The 18,395-nt window shown below is 76.1% G+C and carries 15 protein-coding genes; 7 read left to right on the forward strand and 8 right to left on the reverse strand.

The annotated features are described in order from the left end of the window. Positions 1–286: 286 nt before the first annotated feature. Positions 287–616, forward strand: coding sequence for a hypothetical protein (locus ABT263_RS29905; protein ID WP_329490846.1), 330 nt, complete (start codon positions 287–289; stop codon positions 614–616). Positions 617–659: 43 nt separating this feature from the next. Here ABT263_RS29905 and ABT263_RS29910 read toward each other — a convergent pair whose 3' ends face one another. The 5 genes from ABT263_RS29910 to ABT263_RS29930 all read right to left on the reverse strand — a co-directional run bounded on the left by ABT263_RS29910 (position 660) and on the right by ABT263_RS29930 (position 4,974). Then, positions 660–1,547: a 5-oxoprolinase subunit C family protein gene (locus tag ABT263_RS29910; RefSeq protein ID WP_352295065.1), complete on the reverse strand. Its 888-nt coding sequence runs from the start codon at positions 1,545–1,547 to the stop codon at positions 660–662. Further along, complete coding sequence (gene pxpB, locus ABT263_RS29915) at positions 1,544–2,167, reverse strand: 5-oxoprolinase subunit PxpB (protein ID WP_352295091.1); 624 nt, start codon at positions 2,165–2,167, stop codon at positions 1,544–1,546. Before pxpB ends, ABT263_RS29910 begins: the two co-directional genes overlap by 4 nt. An 80-nt stretch (positions 2,168–2,247) precedes the next feature. Continuing rightward, on the reverse strand, positions 2,248–3,024 hold the full coding sequence (locus ABT263_RS29920; protein WP_352295067.1) for a LamB/YcsF family protein: 777 nt from the start codon (positions 3,022–3,024) through the stop codon (positions 2,248–2,250). A gap of 124 nt (positions 3,025–3,148) precedes the next feature. Further along, positions 3,149–3,685 carry a hypothetical protein gene (locus ABT263_RS29925; protein ID WP_352295069.1) on the reverse strand — a complete coding sequence of 179 codons (537 nt, stop codon included), beginning with the start codon at positions 3,683–3,685 and terminating at the stop codon, positions 3,149–3,151. A gap of 242 nt (positions 3,686–3,927) precedes the next feature. After that, entirely contained in the window at positions 3,928–4,974 is a 1,047-nt protein-coding gene (locus ABT263_RS29930; RefSeq protein WP_352295071.1) for an IPT/TIG domain-containing protein, read from the reverse strand. 144 nt (positions 4,975–5,118) lie between these two features. Between ABT263_RS29930 and ABT263_RS29935 the strand changes: the two genes are divergently transcribed. From ABT263_RS29935 to ABT263_RS29950, 4 genes are all read left to right on the forward strand, one after another. Beyond that, entirely contained in the window at positions 5,119–6,660 is a 1,542-nt protein-coding gene (locus tag ABT263_RS29935; RefSeq protein WP_396491343.1) for a hypothetical protein, read from the forward strand. Between the two features lie 100 nt (positions 6,661–6,760). Then, on the forward strand, positions 6,761–7,636 hold the full coding sequence (locus ABT263_RS29940) for a hypothetical protein (RefSeq protein ID WP_329490851.1): 876 nt from the start codon (positions 6,761–6,763) through the stop codon (positions 7,634–7,636). 95 nt (positions 7,637–7,731) lie between these two features. After that, entirely contained in the window at positions 7,732–12,297 is a 4,566-nt protein-coding gene (locus ABT263_RS29945) for a hypothetical protein (protein ID WP_352295073.1), read from the forward strand. A 68-nt stretch (positions 12,298–12,365) separates the two neighbouring features. Continuing rightward, on the forward strand, positions 12,366–13,130 hold the full coding sequence (locus ABT263_RS29950; RefSeq protein ID WP_352295075.1) for a metallophosphoesterase: 765 nt from the start codon (positions 12,366–12,368) through the stop codon (positions 13,128–13,130). On the opposite strand, the gene ABT263_RS29955 is transcribed toward ABT263_RS29950, so the two are convergent. After that, positions 13,106–13,507 (reverse strand): hypothetical protein, encoded by a 402-nt coding sequence (locus ABT263_RS29955; protein WP_329490855.1) that lies wholly within the window; start codon positions 13,505–13,507, stop codon positions 13,106–13,108. The two genes, ABT263_RS29950 and ABT263_RS29955, sit on opposite strands and share 25 nt — an antisense overlap. Positions 13,508–13,665: 158 nt before the next feature. Further along, the gene (locus tag ABT263_RS29960) at positions 13,666–14,361 is read right to left on the reverse strand and encodes a FadR/GntR family transcriptional regulator (protein ID WP_352295077.1); all 696 of its coding nucleotides are present in this window, start codon (positions 14,359–14,361) and stop codon (positions 13,666–13,668) included. 143 nt (positions 14,362–14,504) lie between these two features. Between ABT263_RS29960 and ABT263_RS29965 the strand changes: the two genes are divergently transcribed. Next, the gene (locus ABT263_RS29965; protein ID WP_329490857.1) at positions 14,505–15,059 is read left to right on the forward strand and encodes a gluconokinase; all 555 of its coding nucleotides are present in this window, start codon (positions 14,505–14,507) and stop codon (positions 15,057–15,059) included. Further along, positions 15,056–16,447 carry a GntP family permease gene (locus ABT263_RS29970; RefSeq protein ID WP_329490858.1) on the forward strand — a complete coding sequence of 464 codons (1,392 nt, stop codon included), beginning with the start codon at positions 15,056–15,058 and terminating at the stop codon, positions 16,445–16,447. The genes ABT263_RS29965 and ABT263_RS29970 overlap by 4 nt, the downstream gene beginning before the upstream one ends. 277 nt (positions 16,448–16,724) lie before the next feature. Here the strand turns inward: ABT263_RS29970 and ABT263_RS29975 are convergent, their stop codons facing one another. Then, a complete protein-coding gene (locus ABT263_RS29975) occupies positions 16,725–18,317 on the reverse strand; it encodes a glycerol-3-phosphate dehydrogenase/oxidase (RefSeq protein WP_329490859.1) in 1,593 nt (530 codons plus the stop codon). Positions 18,318–18,395: the final 78 nt, after the last annotated feature.

Below are 18,395 nucleotides of genomic sequence, written 5' to 3' on the forward strand. Positions count from 1 at the left end.
CCCGGGCCTCGAACTACCGCCGGCCCTCCGCGACCGCCGGGGCGGCCTCGCCGCCACCGCCGACCTCCGGCTTCCTGCACCGCCGGCTCGACGGGATGACCGATGCCCGGGCGAGTGCCCGGACCCTCGCCCGTGTCATCCAGGACGCGCTCCGGGAGGTCGAGGAGGCCGTTCCTGACTTTCACTCAAAGCGCTGTCTCCGACGCCTCGTTGACCAGCCGGCCCCGAGGTGAAGGGCGCTGCCCGGGGTCAGTAGGATCCACCCGTCCCAGGGGAGGAGACGGGTGTGGGTGCCGACTGGTGCGAGCGGTGCGAGATGTCGTGGTGCGATTGCCCGGCCGACGGGTCGGTGCCGCGGCTCGACCGCGCGATGGCGGTGCTGGGTGCCACCTGGGCGGGCTGGCCGACCGGGGCGACGGCCATCGTCTCGCCCACCGGCTACGCCCATCTGCCGGGGTGCTTCCATCTCACGGAGAGCGTCCTCGCCGCGCCCCGGTACGGCTGGGTGACCGAGCCGGTGTCCGGCCACCACGTCACCCGTGCGCAGCCCCTGCGGGCCACCGCGGGCAACCGCGACCGGATCGCCACCAAGTCCTGCCCGACCTGCTTCGAGTGAGACGCCCGAAGGTGGGCGCCGGGCCCCGTCGACGGCCCCGCGCTCACCCCCGCAGCAGGACGAACCGCAGGGGCGTCCCCGGGCGGGCCTGGGCGGCCGCGGCGAGGTCCGCGGGCGGCACGACGCCCACGACGGGGTAGCCGCCGGTGGTGGGGTGGTCGGCCAGGAAGACCACCGGCCGTCCGTCCGGCGGGATCTGGACGGCGCCCAGCACCATGCCCTCGCTGGGCAGTTCACCGCTGACGGCCCGGCCGACCGGCGGGCCGTCGGTGCGCAGCGCGATCCGGTTGCTCGCCGCCGCCACCCGGTACCGGTCGCGGGCCAGCCGGGCGACCGCGTCCGGTGCGAACCAGTCGGCACGCGGCCCCGGCCGCAGCCGCAGCACCAGCTCGGCCGGGGGAGCGGGCAGGGGCACCAGGTCGGGCGCGGGCCGGTGGGGCGGGGGAGGCCCGACCGGCAGCACGTCGCCGACGGCCAGCGGAGCGGGGCCCAGCCCCGAGAGCAGGTCGGCCGAGCGGCTGCCGAGCACCGGGGGCACCGCGATCCCGCCCGCCACCGCGAGGTAGCCCCGTACGCCGTGGGTGGCGGCGCCGACCTCCACCAGGGCGCCGTCGGGGACGTGGACGGGCGCGCCCCAGGCGGCGGGCCGCCCGTCCACCAGGACGGCGGCGGGCGCGCCGGTGACGGCGACGACGGCCGGCCCGTGCGCGCGCAGGGCGACCCCGCCGAGGGTGGTCTCCAGCGCGGCCGCGCCGGGCCCGTTGCCGACCAGGCGGTTGGCGGCGCGCAGCGCGGGCTCGTCGAGCGCGCCGGCCCGGGGCACGCCGAGGTGGGCGACGCCGCGCCGCCCGAGGTCCTGCACGGTGGTCAGCGGGCCGGGCCGGACGACCGCCAGCGACCGGTCGACCGAGGGCCCGCCGGGCGCCGTCACCCGGCACCGCCGCGCACCGCGGTGAAGCGGACCCGCACGCCCGGGGCCAGCAGGGCGGCCGGCTCCCGGGAGGTGTCCCAGAGCGGCAGGCCGGTGCGGCCGAGGAGCTGCCAGCCGCCGGGGGAGGAGCGCGGATAGACACCGGTGTAGGGGCCGGCCAGGGCGACCGAGCCGGCCGGGACGGAGCTGCGGGGGGAGGCCCGGCGCGGCGTCCCGTACTGCCGGGGCAGGCCGGTGAGGTAGCCGAAGCCGGGGGCGAAGCCGCAGAAGGCGACCACGTACTCGGGCGCGGTGTGGATCCGGACGGCGGCCTCGGGGGAGACCTCCCAGAGCGCCGCGACCTCGGCCAGGTCGGCGCCGTCGTAGACGGTGGGCACCTCCAGCAGGGGGCCGGGGGCGGCGCCGGCCGCCGCGGGGCGGGCGGTGCGCAGCAGGGCGGTGAGCGCCCGGACGTCGGCCACGCCGTCGAGCAGGACGGTCCGCGCGGCCGGGACGATCTCCTCCACCGGGGTCAGCTCACCCGCCGCCTGCCGTTCGCGCAGCCAGCCGTACAGCGCGCCGACCTCGGCCGTCCCGGCGACCTCGACCAGCAGCGCCCGCTCGCCGACCGCCCGGACCAGGGGTGCGTCGCCCGCCGGGGCGCCCGGGGGCCCGCCGGCGGGTGCGCCGCCCGCCCGGCCCGCCGTCCCGCCGCCGGTCGTCACGCGAAGGGCTCCACCCGCACGCCCGCCGAGGCGAGCGCGCCGCGGATCCGCCAGGCCAGCTGGGCGGCCCCGGGAGTGTCACCGTGCACGCACAGCGAGCGCGCCTCGACGCCGATCGGCTCGCCCCCGACGGCCTCGACCACGCCGTCCCGGGCCATCGCGACCGCGCGCGTGATGACCGTCTCGGGGTCGTGGATGACGGCGTCCGGTTCGCTGCGCGGCACCAGGGTGCCCGCCCAGGTGTAGGCGCGGTCGGCGAACGCCTCGGCGACCACCGGGAGCCCGACGCCCTCGGCGACCGCCAGCAGCCGTGAGCCGGGCAGGCCGAGCACCGGGAGCGGGCCGTCGCAGACCGCCCCGGCCCGCAGCACGCCCGCGACCACCGCCTCGGCCTGTTCGGCGTCGGTCACCACCCGGTTGTAGAGGGCGCCGTGCGGTTTGACGTAGGAGACCCGGGAGCCCGCCGCGCGGGCGAACACCTGGAGGGCGCCGATCTGGTAGGCGATCTCGTCGGCCAGCTCCTCCGGGGGGACGTCCATCGCCCGGCGGCCGAAGCCCGCCAGGTCCCGGTAGGAGACCTGGGCGCCGATCCGTACGCCGCGCTCGGCGGCCAGCGCGCAGACCCGCCGCATGGTGGACGGATCTCCCGCGTGGAAGCCGCAGGCGACGTTGGCGCTGGTCACCACGGAGAGCAGGGCCTCGTCGTCGGTCAGCGTCCAGCGTCCGAACCCCTCGCCGAGGTCCGCATTGAGATCGATCACCGCATCGGCCACGCCCGTCCGCCTCCCAGCAGCTGTTGAGCCAGATCGTAGGGCCTGCGCGTGACGGCCGTCGCCGCTGCCCGGGTCGCCGCCGGGTGCACGGGTGGGAGCGCCGCCCGGGCGTCCCCCGGACGGCTCAGCCGGCGACGGCGGCGGCGCCGGCGGCCCGGTCCACCGGCCGGAGCGCGCGCAGCACGACCAGCAGCGGCAGCACGCCGACGATGCCGAACGACATGTCGATGAATCGCCAGTACAGCGGGATGCCCCGGAGCGGTCCGCAGACCAGTGCCAGCGGGATGACGCCCGCGCAGGCGAGGACGGCCCACCGGACGACCCAGATGTTGCGGACCGGGTCCTTGATCGGCCCCCAGAACGCGGCCGCGATGACCAGGTGCGCGAAGGCCAGCCAGTCGGTGCCGTAGGCCAGGAAGGGGTAGCGGGCACCGGTGTCGGCGACGCCGTCGCGGATCCGCTCGATCCACTCCAGGACGCCGGGCAGGTGGTCGGTGACCGGGGCCGCCGGGCCGGTCGCGAGGTCGGCCAGCCAGCGGGTCTCGGTCTCCAGCGGGAAGGCCGTCAGACCGCTCAGCACCAGGCAGACCACGAAGGCCCAGAGCCACCGCCGCACCCGCCGGAGTACGGCCTGTTCCGCCGCGGACGGGGTTCGGGTCAAGCTTTCGGACGTGCCGTTCATACCGGTCGACCCCCATGCCGAAGAGGAGCTGGGACGGGCTGTCCCACCTGCACGGAAGTGACTCTAGACGGTCGAATTGAACGTGTTCAACTAGCCCTGGCCTGCCCCCGCGCCCGGGCTCACCCCGGGGAGCCGCCCGGGCCGCCCCGCCGCCGCGGAGCCCCCGGCACGCGGAAGGGCCCGGCGCCGCTCCCGGCACCGGGCCCCGCCGTACGGCCCCGTCAGGCCGTGTACGTGTACCGGCCCGCCGCCACCGGCGCACTGGTCCCGCCGGCGGTGGTCACCGTCACGTCCACCACGCCGGTGCCGGCCGGGGCGGTCGCCGAGCAGAGCGTCGGCCCGCACGAGTGGCGGGTGGCCGGCACCCCGCCGAAGCGCACCGTGCCGGCGGCCAGTCCGCTGCCCCGGACGTAGATCCCGGTGCCCCCGGCGGCCGGCCCGGTGCTCGTGGTCAGACCGGTCACCACCGGCGCGGGGGGCGCCGGGGGAGCCGCGCCGGTGTAGTCGAAGGCGTGCGGCGCGGCCGCGGAGCCGCCGGGGGTCACCACCGTCACCGGCGCGCTGCCGGCGCCGCCGGGCGCGGTCACGGTGCAGGTGGTGCCGGTGCAGCCGCCGGTCGCCAGGGCGTCGCCGAACAGGACGAAGCCGTTGTCCAGGCCGGTGCCCGTCAGGGTCACGGCGGTGCCGCCCGTCCCGGGGCCGGTGGTCGTGCCGATGCCCGTCACCGCCGGGACGGGCGGGGCGGCCGGGGTCTGCGGGCCACTGCCGAGCAGGTGGTCGGAGACGTTGTCGGACGGGTCGGTGTCGTTCCGGTTCGCCGCCGTGACCTTGATCGTCCCGGTCGGCCCGGTGCCGTGGGAGGCCACGTAGACCTTCATGAACTCGCTGCGCCCGGGAGCCCGGGTGCCCGTGAAGAAGGCGTCCAGCCGGCGGCCGTCGAGTGAGACCGTCTCGGTGAAGGAGTAGTCGGGGAGCGAGGTGATCGCCGCGCCGCTGGTGGTCAGACCGGCCGGCAGTTCGACGGTGAGGTGGGTGACCCCGGTGAGGTCGGCGGTGCCGGAGGACGTCCAGGTCACCGAGAAGTTGGTGCTGTCGACCGGGAAGATCGGGTAGTTGCCGGCCTGGGTCACGCTGACGTTCGGGCCGGTGGCCGCCGTGCGGGCGGCGGTCGCGGCCGGGGTCGCGGCGCCGGCCGCCGCGGTGCCGGCGGTGAGCGTGGCCACGGCCAGGGCGACGGTCAGGCCGCCTCGTACCAGTCGGATGATCATATGAGACATGATGGCCGTGGGGACCGGATCGTGCGGGTACTTTCCCGAAAGCCGGTTCCACCGCCCGCGGTGCGACCGCCTGTCCGGGCCGTCCGTAAGGTCCGTTTCGGTCGATGTCGGTGCCTACCTCTAATCTTGTCCACCGTGACCGCCATCGCTGACCCGCCCACCGAGTCCGGGCCCCGGCCGCCCGCCGGGCCCGCCGCCGCCGCGCGGCCCGCGCCCGGCCCCGCCGCCGACGAGGGCCTGGCCCGCCGGCTCAAGGCGCTGGCCTGCACGGCCCCGCTGCACGACCTGGACAGCCGCAAGGTGATGCTGGCCGGCGAGTACGGCGGCTACGCGATGGCCGAGGTCGGCCTCGCCGCGATCGACCTGGTCACCCTGCACATGGACTTCGACACCGGGGCCGACCGCGAGATAGTGCTCGCCCGGCTGCTGCCCCGGGTCGCCGCCCAGGCCGCCACCCGCCCGACCGCCGAGCACGAGCGGGTCGCCCGCTGGGTGCTGGAGTCGCTGATCAACGTCGGCAGCGTCGACCGCGGGTTCCGCGCCGTCTACGGCACCTTCGGCCAGGACGGCGCGTACGTCCGGCGCGACTACGACTTCAAGCTGATCGAGGAGGTGCCCGGCCCCGACGGCGGCGTCTACCTGCGCACCACCGACGAGGCGGTCAACGTCCTGGTCGGCGCCCTCGACACCGACGTCACCTCCGCGCAGATCGCCGCCGAGGTCAAGCTGGAGGTGCTGATCCGGCGCGGCCGGCTGGCCGACGCCCAGCTCGCCGCCGAGCAGGCCCGCTACCGCACCGTCCAGTACGCCGAGACGCTGCGCCGGGCCCTGGACGCGACCCGGCGCAACGTGCGCGCCGTCGACTGGATGCAGGCCGTCCCCGACCTCATCGACGAGGCGCTCGACCACATCGCCGACCGCTACCGGCACGAGAACGCGATTCTCACCAACATCCGCAAGGCCCGCGACGAGGCCGAGGAGCCCGAGCACAAGCGCCGCGCCGCCGAGCTGGTCGACATCGTCAAGGACTGCATCCGCCGCCACACCCAGCTGCAGACCCGCCTGCTGGAGGCCGGCCCGCTGTTCCGCGCCGAGCAGGACCGCCAGGCCTTCGCCGCGCCCGGCGCCCGCAGCGGCATCGACCTCTACGGGCAGCTGCTCGCCCCCGTGCTGCGGCTGCCGGTGGAGCAGGCCGTCCGGCCGACCGGCGCGTTCTTCACCCGCGGCACCGGTCTGCGCACGCCGGTCTCCGTCCGGGTCGCCGACCTGGTCGACCTGCTGCTCACCCCGCCGGTCGAGCGCGAGCACCTGGGCGCCGAGCTGCCCGATCCGGACCTCGTCGCCACCCCCGACGACAGCCGGTTCACCGAGGCGCAGCTGGAGGCCGCGCTGGTCCTGCTCGACCTGCCCGCCGACGCCCCCCGCCGGCTCTCCGGGCTGCTCGCCGACGCCCGTCGGCAGGATCCCGAACTCCCCTACCTGGTCGCCCTGCTGGCGGTGCACGCGGCCAGCCCGCCGGTCGGCACCGCCTACCGGCAGGGGGAGGAGCGGCTGCTCTTCGCGGTCGACGACGGCACTCCGCTGCGGGACCGCGAGTTCGGCGGCGCCGACCTCATCGTCGGCAGCGCCCTGCTGGACGCGGCCGGCATGGCGGCGGACCGCAAGGACGCCAGTTGACGACCGGACAGCCGACGCACCCCCGGCGCCGCCCCGCGGCAGCCGCGACCGACCGCCCCACCACCCGCACCAGTGGCAACACCCCCGAGGAGCACCGCCCGTGACGACCCACCACGACACGTCCTGGGCACCCGAGGCCGAGCCCGCCGCCCCGGCCCCGATCACCCCGGCCGACGTCGCCGACGCGGCCCGCCTCGTCTCCTTCGGCCTGCAGGCCAAGCTGCTCCCCGCCCGCGACGCCGAGTACGCCGAGCTGGTCCGCCGCCACCGCGAGGACCCGCCCTTCGCCCGTCTCGCCGACGCCGTCGCCACCGGCATGGGCCTGGTCGTCCTGGAGGTCTCGCCGCGCGCCGGCATGGCCGTGGCCGCCGCCGAGGACTCCGTCTTCGCGGTCCGGATGGGCGACTACTCGCGCCGCGCCGCCTCCGAGTCGACCGACCGCTTCCTGCACGGCCTGGCCCACCTCGCCGTCGCCGCGATGGCCTTCCCCCGCCCCGAGGACCTCGCCGACGACGGGTACCTCGGCCGGATCACGGTCAACGGCGTGGACGCCTTCGTCCGCCAGGCCTGCCGCCGGCTGGAGGAGCAGGCCGAGGCCGACGGTGCCAACACCGACCCGCAGAGCGACGCCCCCGGCCTGGAGGCCGCCTGGCGGGTCTGGGCCCGGCGCACCGCCACCGGCGCCACCAAGGACGCCCGCCGGCTGTCCGGCTCCACCATCGGCATCGTCGCCAAGGCCGTGATGTTCCTGGTCGACTCCGGCTTCCTGCAGAAGACCTCGGACGACGCCGGCGGCACCTACCGCACCACCGCCCGCTACCAGCTCCAGGTCCGCGACCTGGCCGGCAGCGCCGCCATGGCCGAACTGCTCGACCTCGGCATCGTCCCGGTCTCCGACGGCACCGCCAGCCTGCTGCCCCCGGACACCGGGGACGAGCTGGTCGCCGACGCGGGCCTGCCGTTCCACGCGCTCTGACCCCGGGCCCCCACCCGGACCGGCCCGCCGCGCCACCGGGCCGGGCACCCCTGACCACGCACTCCTGACCCACCCGCACTGGAGAACCGCCGCACATGTACGAGCTCAACCGGGTCCGCCTGTACTCGATCGGACCGGCCGGCGCCCGCTACGCCGACACGGTGCTCGACCTGCGCGGTGTCGGCGAGCCCGTCTCCGACCCGGCCCCCCAGCAGATCGGCCTCTTCGGCGAGGAGCCGGACGGGCCGATCCGCCGGCCCGCCCCCGCCGGGGTGCTCTTCCTGGAGAACGGCGGCGGCAAGTCCGTCCTGCTCAAGCTGATCTTCTCGGTGATGCTCCCCGGCCACCGCAACACCCTCGGCGGTGCCAGCTCCGGCGTGCTGCGCAAGTTCCTGCTGGCCGACGACTGCGGCCACGTCGCCCTGGAGTGGCAGCACACCGTCACCGGTGAGCCGATCGTGGTCGGCAAGGTCAGCGAGTGGCGGGGCCGGCAGGTCTCCTCCGACCCGCGCAAGTTCGCCGAGACCTGGTACTCCTTCCGCCCCGGGCCGGGCCTGACGCTGGACTCCCTGCCGGTCGCCGAGCGGGTCAGCCTGGCCGGCGACCAGAAGGCCCGCGGCCGCCGCCGCACCATGAAGGGCTTCCGCGACGCCCTCACCGAGGCCGGCAAGGCCCACCCCCACCTCGACCTGGTCTTCGAGGACGGCCACGACCGCTGGACGGAGCACCTCGGCGAACTCGGCCTCGACCCCGAACTCTTCCGCTACCAGCGCGAGATGAACGCCGACGAGGGCGAGGCGGCGGGCCTGTTCGCGGTCAAGCACGACAGCGACTTCACCGACCTGCTTCTGCGCGCCGTCACCGACACCCGGGACACCGACGGCCTGGCCGACCTCGTCCACGGCTTCGCCGCCAAGCTCGGCCGCCGCGCCGAGCTCACCGCCGAACGCGACTTCACCGCCGGCTCGCTGGAGCTGCTGGAGCGCATCGCCGAGTCCACCATCGCGCGGGAGACCGTCCGCGAGGCCCACCGCACCGCCGAGCGCCGCACCCGCCGCCTCGCCCACGCCCTGACCTCGCGCGCCGCCGCCGAACGCGACCGCGCCCAGGACCTCTCCATCGAGGTCGCCGCCGCCGCGAGCGCCGTCACCGCCGCCGAGGCCGACCGCACCCGGCACACCCTCATCACCGCCGAGCTGACCCACCGGCACGCCACCCTCGGCCTGGCCGCCGCCACCACCGAGGCCGCCGCGCTGCGCCGCGAGCTCATCGACGCCCGCACCCTGCACTCCGCCTGGCAGGCCGCCGAGGCCGTGCTGCGCCAGCGCGCCGCCGCCGACCGGGTGGCCAGGGTCGCCGCCGCGATCCGCGAGGCCGAGCTCGACGCCGCCCCGGCGCTCGCCGCCCGCGCCCGCGCCGCCACCGCGCTGGCCCGCGCCCTGGAGAGCGCCGCCGCGGCCGCCGAGGAGCGCGCCGACACCGAGGAGCAGCGCGCCGGCGAGCTCCAGGCGGACGGCGCCAAGGCCCAGTCCGACGCCACCGAGGCCGCCACCGCCGCCCAGAAGGCCCGCAGCGAGTCCGACCACCTGCGCCAGCGCCTCGCCGAGGTCGAGCGGGAGACCGCCGCCGCGGTCGAGGCCGGCTGGATCGACCCCGGAACCGCCGAGCCCGACCCGGCCCGCGCCGCCCTGCACGCCGCCGACGTGGAGAAGACCGCCGCGGCCGCCCTCGCGCAGGCCCGCACGGCAGCCGAGGCCGCCGCGGCCCGGCTGCGCGAGGCCGCCGCGGCCACCGGCCGGGCCGAACTCGCCGAAGCCCGCGCCACCGACGCCCGCAAGGCCGCCGCCCAGGCGCTCGCCACCGAGCAGCGCACCGCGGCCCTGCTCGCCACCGAGCCCCGGCTCGCCGACCTGCTCTCCCTCACCCCGTACCAGGAGGACGCGGACGAGGCCTCCGGCTTCCTCACCCCAGCGGTCCTCGACCGCTCCGCCGAGACGCTCCGGGAACTGCTCGACGACGCGATCGCCACCGCCGAACGCACCCTGTTCGACCTGCGCACCGCGGCCGCGGACGACTCCCGCATCCTCGCCGCGCTCGGCGACGGCGGCCTGCTGCCGCCCGGCCCGGACGTGCTCGCCACCGTCGAGTACCTCGCCGAGCACGGCATCCCCGCGCTGCCCGGCTGGCGCTACCTGGCCCAGTCGGTCGACCCGGCGGACCACGAGGCGATCCTCGCCGCCCGGCCGGAGCTGGTCGACGGCGTGGTGATCACCGACCCCCACTCGCTGGACCGGGCCCGCGAGACGCTGCACTCCGCCGCGCTGCTACCGCGCTCCACCGTCGCGGTCGGCGCCGCCGCCGCGCTGATCGCGCCCATCACCGGCGAGCCCGCCTTCTTCCTCGTCCCGCCGAACCCGGCCATGCACGACGAGACCGCCGCCGACGGCGAGCGCCGCGAGCTGCGCTCACGCGCCACCGCCCGCGAGGAGCACATCCGCGAGCTGGCCGCCCGGCTGGGCGGCGACCGCGCCCTCGCCGCCCGCCTCGCCTCCTGGCACGCCAGCTGCCCGCCCGGGACCCTCGCCGAGCTGGCCGCCGCCGCCGAGGCCGCCCGCGAGCACGCCGAGCAGGCCGCCGCCGCGCTGGCCACCCTGCGGGCCGACCACGACGAGGCCGAGGGCGACCACGCCGCCGCCGCGTTCGCGCACGAGGAGCAGCGCGAGGCCGCCCAGCAGGCCCGGCGCCGCGCCGACGCCCTCTCCGGCCTCGCCTTCCGCCTGCGCGAGCGCGCCGGCTGGACGCGGAGCCTGCGCGAACTCGCCGAGGACGCGACCGAGTGCGACCGCCGCCAGGCCCAGTGCGCCGAGCGTGCCCGCACCTGCGACGAGGACCGCCGCGCCGCCCAGCGGGCCGCCGACGACGCCCGCCGCACCGCCCGCACCCTGCGCGCCGAGCGCGCCGAGATCCCCGCGGCCGAGCAGGCCGACGAGCCCGCCGCCGCCGCCCCCGTCGCCCTGCCCGCCCTGCGCGAGGCCTACCGCGCCGCGTCCCAGCTGTACGAGAAGGTCGGGGTCGGCGCCGACCTGCGCGCCGAACAGGCCCGGGCCGAGGGGGACGAGGCCGCCGCCGCGACCGAACTCGACCGGCTCACCAACAAGGTGCGCACCCGGGCGGAGGAGCTGCTGGGCAGCCCCGACGGCGCCGACGGCCCGGCCCGCCAGGCCGCCGCCGCCCGCGCGGAGGAGCTGGTCGCCACCATCGAGGCCCGCGCCGCCGCCGCCAGCGAGCAGCTCGGCCGGCTGCGCGGCGAGGCCGAACGCTCCGCGCCCGCCGACGGCGAGGCGCACACCGAGCTGCCCGAGGACCTCGTCCCCGCCGACCCCGAGCACGCCCAGGTCCTGCTGCGCACCGCCACCACCCGGCTGGCCGAGCGCCGCGAGAGCGTCGACGCCGCCCGCACCGCCCACGCCGACCTGCAGCGGACCTTCGACGCCGCCCAGGCCGCCGCCGCCGACTTCGACGAGCACGCCGGGCAGCTGCGCGACGGCCTGCGCGAGCACCAGGACGAGGACGGCCGCCCGGTCGAGCCCTACCTGGGCCCGCTCGCCGACGCCCGGACGGCCGCCGCCGAGGCCCGGCGCGCCCTGCGCACCGCCGCCGGCGAACTCTCCGCCGCCGAACTCGCCGTCCGGGACGCCTCCGACGCCCTCGTCCGGCACGCCAACGCGGCGCGCTACGAGGCCGTCCGCACCCCGGCCCGCCAGCAGATCCGCGAACTGCCCGCCGCCGCCCTGCCCGACCACGCCGCCGCCTGGGCCACCGCCTTCGCGCCCCGGCTGCGGGTGCTGACCGACGAGCTCGCCCAGCTGGAGCGCAACCGCGGCTCGATCGTCGACCGGCTGCGCGGCCTGGTCGAGTCCTCGCTCACCACGCTGCGGGCCGCCCAGCGGCTCTCCCGGCTGCCCGAGGGCCTGGGGGAGTGGTCCGGCCAGGAGTTCCTGCGGATCCGCTTCGAGGACCCGGACCACGCCACCCTGGTGGAGCGGCTGGGCGAGGTGATCGACGAGGCCACCCGCGCCGCCGTCCGGAAGAACAGCGACCTGCGCCGCGACGGGATGTCCCTGCTGCTGCGCGGGGTCGCCGCCGCGATCGGGCCGCGCGGCGTCAGCGTGGAGATCCTCAAGCCGGACGCGGTGCTGCGGGCCGAGCGGGTCGGCGTCGGCCAGATGTCGGACGTCTTCTCCGGCGGCCAGCTGCTCACCGCGGCCATCGCGCTGTACTGCACGATGGCCGCGCTGCGGGCCAACGACCGGGGCCAGTCCCAGCTGCGGCACGCCGGCACGCTCTTCCTGGACAATCCGATCGGCCGCGCCAACGCCACCTACCTGCTGGAGCTCCAGCGGGCGGTCGCCGACGCGCTCGGCGTCCAGCTGATCTACACCACCGGCCTGTTCGACACCACCGCGCTGGCCGAGTTCCCGCTGGTCATCCGGCTGCGCAACGACGCCGACCTGCGGGCCGGCCTCAAGTACATCTCGGTGGAGGAGCACCTGCGCCCCGGCCTGCCCGCCCCGCAGGACCCGGACGGCCCGGCCATCCACGGTGAGATCACCGCGACCCGGATGTTCAAGCGCCCGGTGGAGGCCCCGGGCCAGGCCTGACCCCCGCTACCCCGGGCCAGGCCTGACCCCCGCTACCCCTGCGCCACCGGCCCGCCTACCGTGGGGGCATGCTGACGATCGCTCACTTCAGTGACATCCACCTCGGCCAGGAGTGGCGCCGGGACGGCGGCGCCCGCGCGTACCGGCGGGCCGAGCGGGTGATGGCGTACCTCAACGCCCTGCTGGGCCCGCTGGACGCCGTCCTGGTCACCGGCGACCTCGCGGACCACGGCCTGCCGGCGGAGTACGAGCAGGCCGCCGAGGTGCTGGTCTCCCGCCACCCGGTGCTCACCTGTCCCGGCAACCACGACCGGCGCGCGCCCTACCGGGAGGGACTGCTCGGGGAGGCGCCCGCGGACGGCCCGGTCAACCGGCGGCACGGACTGCCCGGCGCCGACCTGCTGCTGCTCGACTCGTCGATCCCCGGCCGCGACGACGGCCTGCTCGACGACGGGACGCTGGCCTGGCTGGACGCCGAGCTGGCCGGGGGCCGTCCGGACCGGCCGGCGCTGGTGGCCTTCCACCACCCGCCGGTCGTCCTCCACCTGCCGACCGTCGACCCGATCCGCCAGTTCGGGGAGGAGCGGCTCGCCGAGGTGCTGGCCCGCCACCCCCGGGTGGCCGCCCTGCTCTGCGGCCACTCCCACACCGGCGCGGCCACCGTGTTCGCCGGTCTGCCGGTGCTGGTCGCGCCGGGTGTGGTGTCGACCGTCACGCTGCCCTGCGAGGGCGGCCCCGGGATCAGCTTCGAGCAGCCGCCGATGCTCGCCTTCCACGTCCTGGACGACGACGGCCGGCTCACCACCCACTACCGGGCCGTCGTGCCGGCCTGACCACCCACCCGGGCGCCCTGCGCGGTGGGCACCCACGGCTGGGGCGCCGTCCCGGTCGGGGGGCCCGCCGGGCGCGGCACCGGCCGGACCCCGGCGGGCGCCCGGCTGCCGGCCATCGGCGAGGCGGAGTTCGGCCCGCGCATCCGCTGGGCGGCGACCTGGCGCGAGATGAGGATCTCCAGCAGGCACCACATGGTGCCGAACACCCCGAGCCCCATCGCCATCAGCGCCGGCGTCATCAGCCAGCTGTCCGCGTACGAGCCCAGCGCCGCGACGACCAGGCCGACCAGGGTGAAGGACAGGCAGAGCACCGCCCGGACGGCGGCTGCGCGCACCTCGTCGGGCAGGCGACGGCGGCGACGGCGTGCGGATGGCATCGGGCGACCCCCAGGCGCGCTCACGACGGCGGGACGGGCGCGCCGGAACGCGCCCCTGCGCACCACTCTGCCCCGTGGTACCCGAACCATGCGCGGGAATCAGCCGAACTGGCGTCAAATCGTGTGATCTGCACCGGAAACCGCGCCCCCCGGGCGAATCACCCCAGCTGCTGGTCGAGCTCCGCCAGCGCGCCCTCGGCGATCGTGCGCATCGCCCGCTCGGCGTGGGCCGCGTCTCCCGCGCAGATCGCCTCCGCGACCTCGCGGTGCAACCGGATCGCGTACGGCTCGGGCTGATGAGGCATCAGATCGTACTCCGTGCGGCCGGTGAGCACCGCACCGACGGTGTCCCCGAGGTGGGCGAACATCTCGTTGCCGGAGGCCTTCAGGACGGTCGCGTGGAAGGCGATGTCGTGCCGGAGGAAGGTGGTCAGGTCGGCGGCCCGCGCCGTCATCGTCAACTCACCGGCGAGGGAAAGCAGTTCGCGGCGCTCGTCGTCGCTGGCGTGCCGGGCGGCGAGCGCGGCCGCGGCCGGCTCCACCGCGACGCGCAGCGAGCCGAGCGAGCGCAGCTGCGCGGGCCGGTCGGTCCCGGCCAGCCGCCAGCGGATCACCAGCGGGTCGAAGACGTCCCAGGCGGACTTCGGCTGGACGGTGCTGCCGACCCGCCGCCGGGAGGCGACCAGCCCCATCCCCTCCAGGATCCGCACGGCCTCGCGGACCACCGTCCGCGACACCCCGTACCGCTGCTCCAGCTCCTCGGCGCGCAGGACCGCCCCCTCGGGGATCTCACCGGAGGCGATGGCCGGTCCGAGGTCGGCGAGCAGTCGGCCGGGCAGCCCCTGGATCTCCATCCGGCCAGCCTAGAGGGCCCGGCCGGCCCGCTCGCCGGGCGGCCCCCGCAACGCGTAAAAGTATGACGATTTGGTTTCCAACTCTTGAATACGTCATATCTTTGGAGCGATAGTGGCGGCCTGGCAACGAAGGAGCACCACCCATGGCTCTCAGCGTCGAGAACCACGACACCCCCGCGTCGCCCCTCACCCTCGTGGTGATGGGCGTCTCCGGTGTCGGCAAGACCACCGTGGCCCGCCTGCTGGCCGACCGCCTCGACCTCCCCTACGCCGAGGCGGACGACTTCCACCCGCCCGCCAACATCGCCAAGATGTCGGCCGGCATCCCGCTGGACGACGCGGACCGCGCGCCCTGGCTGCGCGCCCTCGGCGGCTGGCTGGGGGAGCGGGCCGAGGCCGGCACCGGCGGCGTGGTCACCTGCTCGGCGCTGAAGCACCGCTACCGCGACACCCTGCGCGCGGCCTGCCCGGGCGCCTTCTTCCTGCACCTCAGCGGGGGGCACGAGCTGGTCGGGGACCGGCTCGCCCACCGCACCGGACACTTCATGCCGCCGTCGCTGCTCGACTCGCAGTACGCCGCCCTGGAGCCCCTCGGGGCGGACGAGCGCGGTGCGGTCCTGGACGTCGGCCCGACCCCCGAAGAACTCGTCGAGATGGCCGTGGCACTGCTGCGGCCCGTCAATGGAGACCTCGCGTGACCCCCACCCTGCTCGCGGCGGCCGCCCCACCGGCCCTGCCGCACACCGACAGCGACGCCCAGCTGCTGATCGCGGTCCTGCTCAGCATCGGCGCCATCGTGGTGCTGATCACCCGGCTGAAGCTCCACCCGTTCCTCGCCCTCACACTCGGCTCGGGCCTGCTGGCCGCCGTCGCCGGCGCCCCCTTCGACAAGCTGCTGGGCAGCTTCTCCACGGGGTTCGGCGCGACCGTCGCGGGCGTCGGCCTGCTGATCGGGCTCGGCGCGATGCTCGGCAAACTGCTCGCCGACTCCGGCGGGGCGAACATCATCGCCGACACCGTGCTCGCCCGCTCCGGGCCCAGGGCGCTGCCCTGGGCGATGGCGCTGATCGCGGCCGTCCTCGGCCTGCCGCTGTTCTTCGAGGTCGGTGTCGTCCTGCTGATCCCGATCGTGCTGCTGGTGGCCCGCCGCGGCAACGTCCCGCTGATGCGGATCGGCATCCCCGCGCTGGCCGGGCTCTCGGTGCTGCACGGCCTCGTCCCGCCGCACCCCGGCCCGCTGGTGGCCGTCGACGCGCTGAAGGCCGACCTCGGCATCACCCTGGCGCTCGGCCTGCTGATCGCCGTGCCGACGCTGATCGTCGCCGGCCCGCTGTTCGCCCGGCTCGCCGAGCGCTGGGTCGGCCCGCTGGAGATCCCGCAGGCCACCGCGCCCGAGGAGACGGAGAAGCCCGCGCACACCCCGGGCTTCGGCGCGGTCCTCGCCACCATCCTGCTGCCGGTCGCCCTGATGCTCGGCAAGGCCCTGGTCGACGTCGTCGTCGACGACCCGAAGGCGATGCCGCAGCGGATCTTCGACTTCATCGGCTCGCCGCTGATCGCCCTGCTCGCCGCGACCCTGCTCGGCATGGTGACGCTCGGCCGGGCGGCCGGCTTCACCAAGGACCGGATCTCCGACACCGTCGGGAAGTCGCTCGGCCCGATCGCGGGCATCGTCTTCATCGTCGGCGCGGGCGGCGGCTTCAAGCAGACCCTGATCGACGTCGGTGTGGGCAACGCGGTCAGCGAGTGGTCCGCCAAGTGGCACATCTCGGCGCTGCTGCTCGGCTGGCTGATCGCCGTGCTGATCCGCCTGGCCACCGGCTCCGCCACGGTCGCCACGATCACTGCCGCGGGCATCCTCGCCCCGCTCGCCGCCGACATGTCCGCGACCCACGCGGCGCTGCTGGTGCTGGCCATCGGCGCCGGTTCGCTGTTCTTCTCGCACGTCAACGACGCCGGCTTCTGGCTGGTGAAGGAGTACTTCGGGATGAGCGTCGGCCAGACCCTCAAGTCCTGGTCGGTGATGGAGACCGTGATCTCGGTCGTCGCCATCGCCCTGATCATGCCGCTCAGCCTGATCATCTGACCGCGCCCCCGCGCCCCGGAGGGCGGTACCCGTCTCCACGGGTACCGCCCTCCGGCGTTGCCCGGCGGCGGGTCGCGCGGCCCGACCGCGGTTCGGCGGGCAGCCGAGCGGGTCCTGGGGCCGCCCCGGCAGCCGAGCCGCAGGAGCCCGTGAGCCCGGCCGTGCGGACATGCCGAAGGGCGGGCACCCCCAGCCCGGGGTGCCCGCCCTTCGAGTCCTGTGCGCCGGCCCTACGGGGCCGAGCGCTTCACGGGACGGTCCTCAGCCGGCCACGCGGTCACTTGGCGCGCTTCGCCAGGAAGGCGTCGACCTCGGAGCGGATCTCCGGCGTGTCCAGGCCGCGGACGGTCATCGTGGTGCGGCGGCGCAGCACGTCGTCCGTGGTGTACGCCCACTCGCTGTCGGCGGCGTAGGCGACCTGGGCCCAGACGTCCGGGCCGTCCTCGTGGATCGGCCGGCCGAGCTCCGGGTTCTCGTCGATCATGCGGGCGATCTCGAAGGAGAGCGTGCCGTAGTGGCTGGCCAGGTGCTTGGCGACCAGCGGCTCCATCCGCGAGCCGGGCTCACGGTCGATCAGCAGGCGGTGCGCGACGGCGTTCGGCGCGCCGACGCCGGGCAGCGGGACGGTCCGAGCGATGGTTGACATGTCCTCGCCGAGCGTGGTGCCGGGCACGTGGGCCAGCTTCTCCAGCACGGTCCGGCCGATGTGCCGGTAGGTGGTCCACTTGCCGCCGGCGACCGACAGCATGCCGCCCCGGCCCTCGGTGACGACCGTCTCGCGCTTGGCGGCGGCGGTGTCGCCGGGGCCGCCGGGCAGCACCCGCAGGCCGGCGAAGGCGTAGGTGATCAGGTCGCGGTCGATGTGCTCGTCGCGGATGGCGTGCGCGGCCTCGCCCATGATCTGGTCGATGTCCGCCTCGGTGGCCCGGACGTCCTGCGGGTCGCCGGTGTACTCCTCGTCGGTGGTGCCGAGCAGGACGTGGTCCTCCCACGGGATGGCGAAGGAGACGCGGTACTTGTCGATCGGGATGGTCAGCGCGGCGCGCCACGGGGCACGGCGCTTGACCACGACGTGGGCGCCCTTGGAGAGGCGGATCGACGGCGCGGCGCCGGCGTCCTCCATGGTGCGCAGGTGGTCGACCCACGGGCCGGTGGCGTTGAGCACCAGGCGGGCGTTCACGCCGAACTCGGTGCCGTCCAGGCGGTCCTTGAGGTCGGCGCCGGTGACCCGGCCGCCGGTGAAGCGCAGGCCGGTGACCTCGGCGTGGTTGAGCACCACGGCGCCGGCGTCGACGGCGGCGCGCACCGTCATCACGGCGACGCGCGAGTCGTTCATCTGGTGGTCGCCGTAGACGGCCACCGAGCGCAGGCCCTCGGTGCGCAGCGCGGGCACCTGCTGGGCGGCGTGCGCGGCGGTGGAGACCCGGCCCATGCCGTCGCGGAAGGCGGAGAGCGCCGAGTAGAGGAACACACCGGCGCCGAGCTTGGGCGCGCTGTGCGGGCCGCCCTTGTAGACCGGCACGAAGAAGGTCAGCGGGTTGACCAGGTGCGGGGCCACGTCGGTGGCGAGCGCGCGGCGCTCCTTGTGGTTCTCGGCGACCAGCTTGACCGCCCCGGTCTGCAGGTAGCGCAGACCGCCGTGCACGAGCTTCGAGGAGGCACTGGAGGTGGCCCCGGCGAAGTCGCCGGCATCGACCATGGCGACCTTGAGGCCCGCCTGGGACGCGGTCCAGGCGACGGCCGTGCCGAGGATGCCGCCCCCGATCACCAGCAGGTCGTAGGTGGCCTTGCCCAGCAGCTCGCGGGTCTCGGCGCGGGAGGCGGTGCGGCCGGCGAAGCGCTCGGCGCCCAGGGTCGGGATGGTAGCCATGGTGTGTGTACGGCGGCGCGGGTCGGGCGGCGCCGTTACTCCTCTCGGTGTGCGGTGCGGCCCCTGCTGAGAGGCCGG

Source organism: Kitasatospora sp. NPDC001603 (genome assembly GCF_040298365.1).
Taxonomy (GTDB): domain Bacteria; phylum Actinomycetota; class Actinomycetes; order Streptomycetales; family Streptomycetaceae; genus Kitasatospora.

Bases quoted from the DNA above. Each gene is read 5' to 3' on its own strand.
- ABT263_RS29930 (WP_352295071.1), bottom strand. From the start codon at position 4,974: ATGATCATCCGACTGGTACGAGGCGGCCTGACCGTCGCCCTGGCCGTG.
- ABT263_RS29945 (WP_352295073.1), top strand. From the start codon at position 7,732: ATGTACGAGCTCAACCGGGTCCGCCTGTACTCGATCGGACCGGCCGGC.
- ABT263_RS29950 (WP_352295075.1), top strand. From the start codon at position 12,366: ATGCTGACGATCGCTCACTTCAGTGACATCCACCTCGGCCAGGAGTGG.
- ABT263_RS29955 (WP_329490855.1), bottom strand. From the start codon at position 13,507: ATGCCATCCGCACGCCGTCGCCGCCGTCGCCTGCCCGACGAGGTGCGC.
- ABT263_RS29960 (WP_352295077.1), bottom strand. From the start codon at position 14,361: ATGGAGATCCAGGGGCTGCCCGGCCGACTGCTCGCCGACCTCGGACCG.
- ABT263_RS29965 (WP_329490857.1), top strand. From the start codon at position 14,505: ATGGCTCTCAGCGTCGAGAACCACGACACCCCCGCGTCGCCCCTCACC.
- ABT263_RS29975 (WP_329490859.1), bottom strand. From the start codon at position 18,317: ATGGCTACCATCCCGACCCTGGGCGCCGAGCGCTTCGCCGGCCGCACC.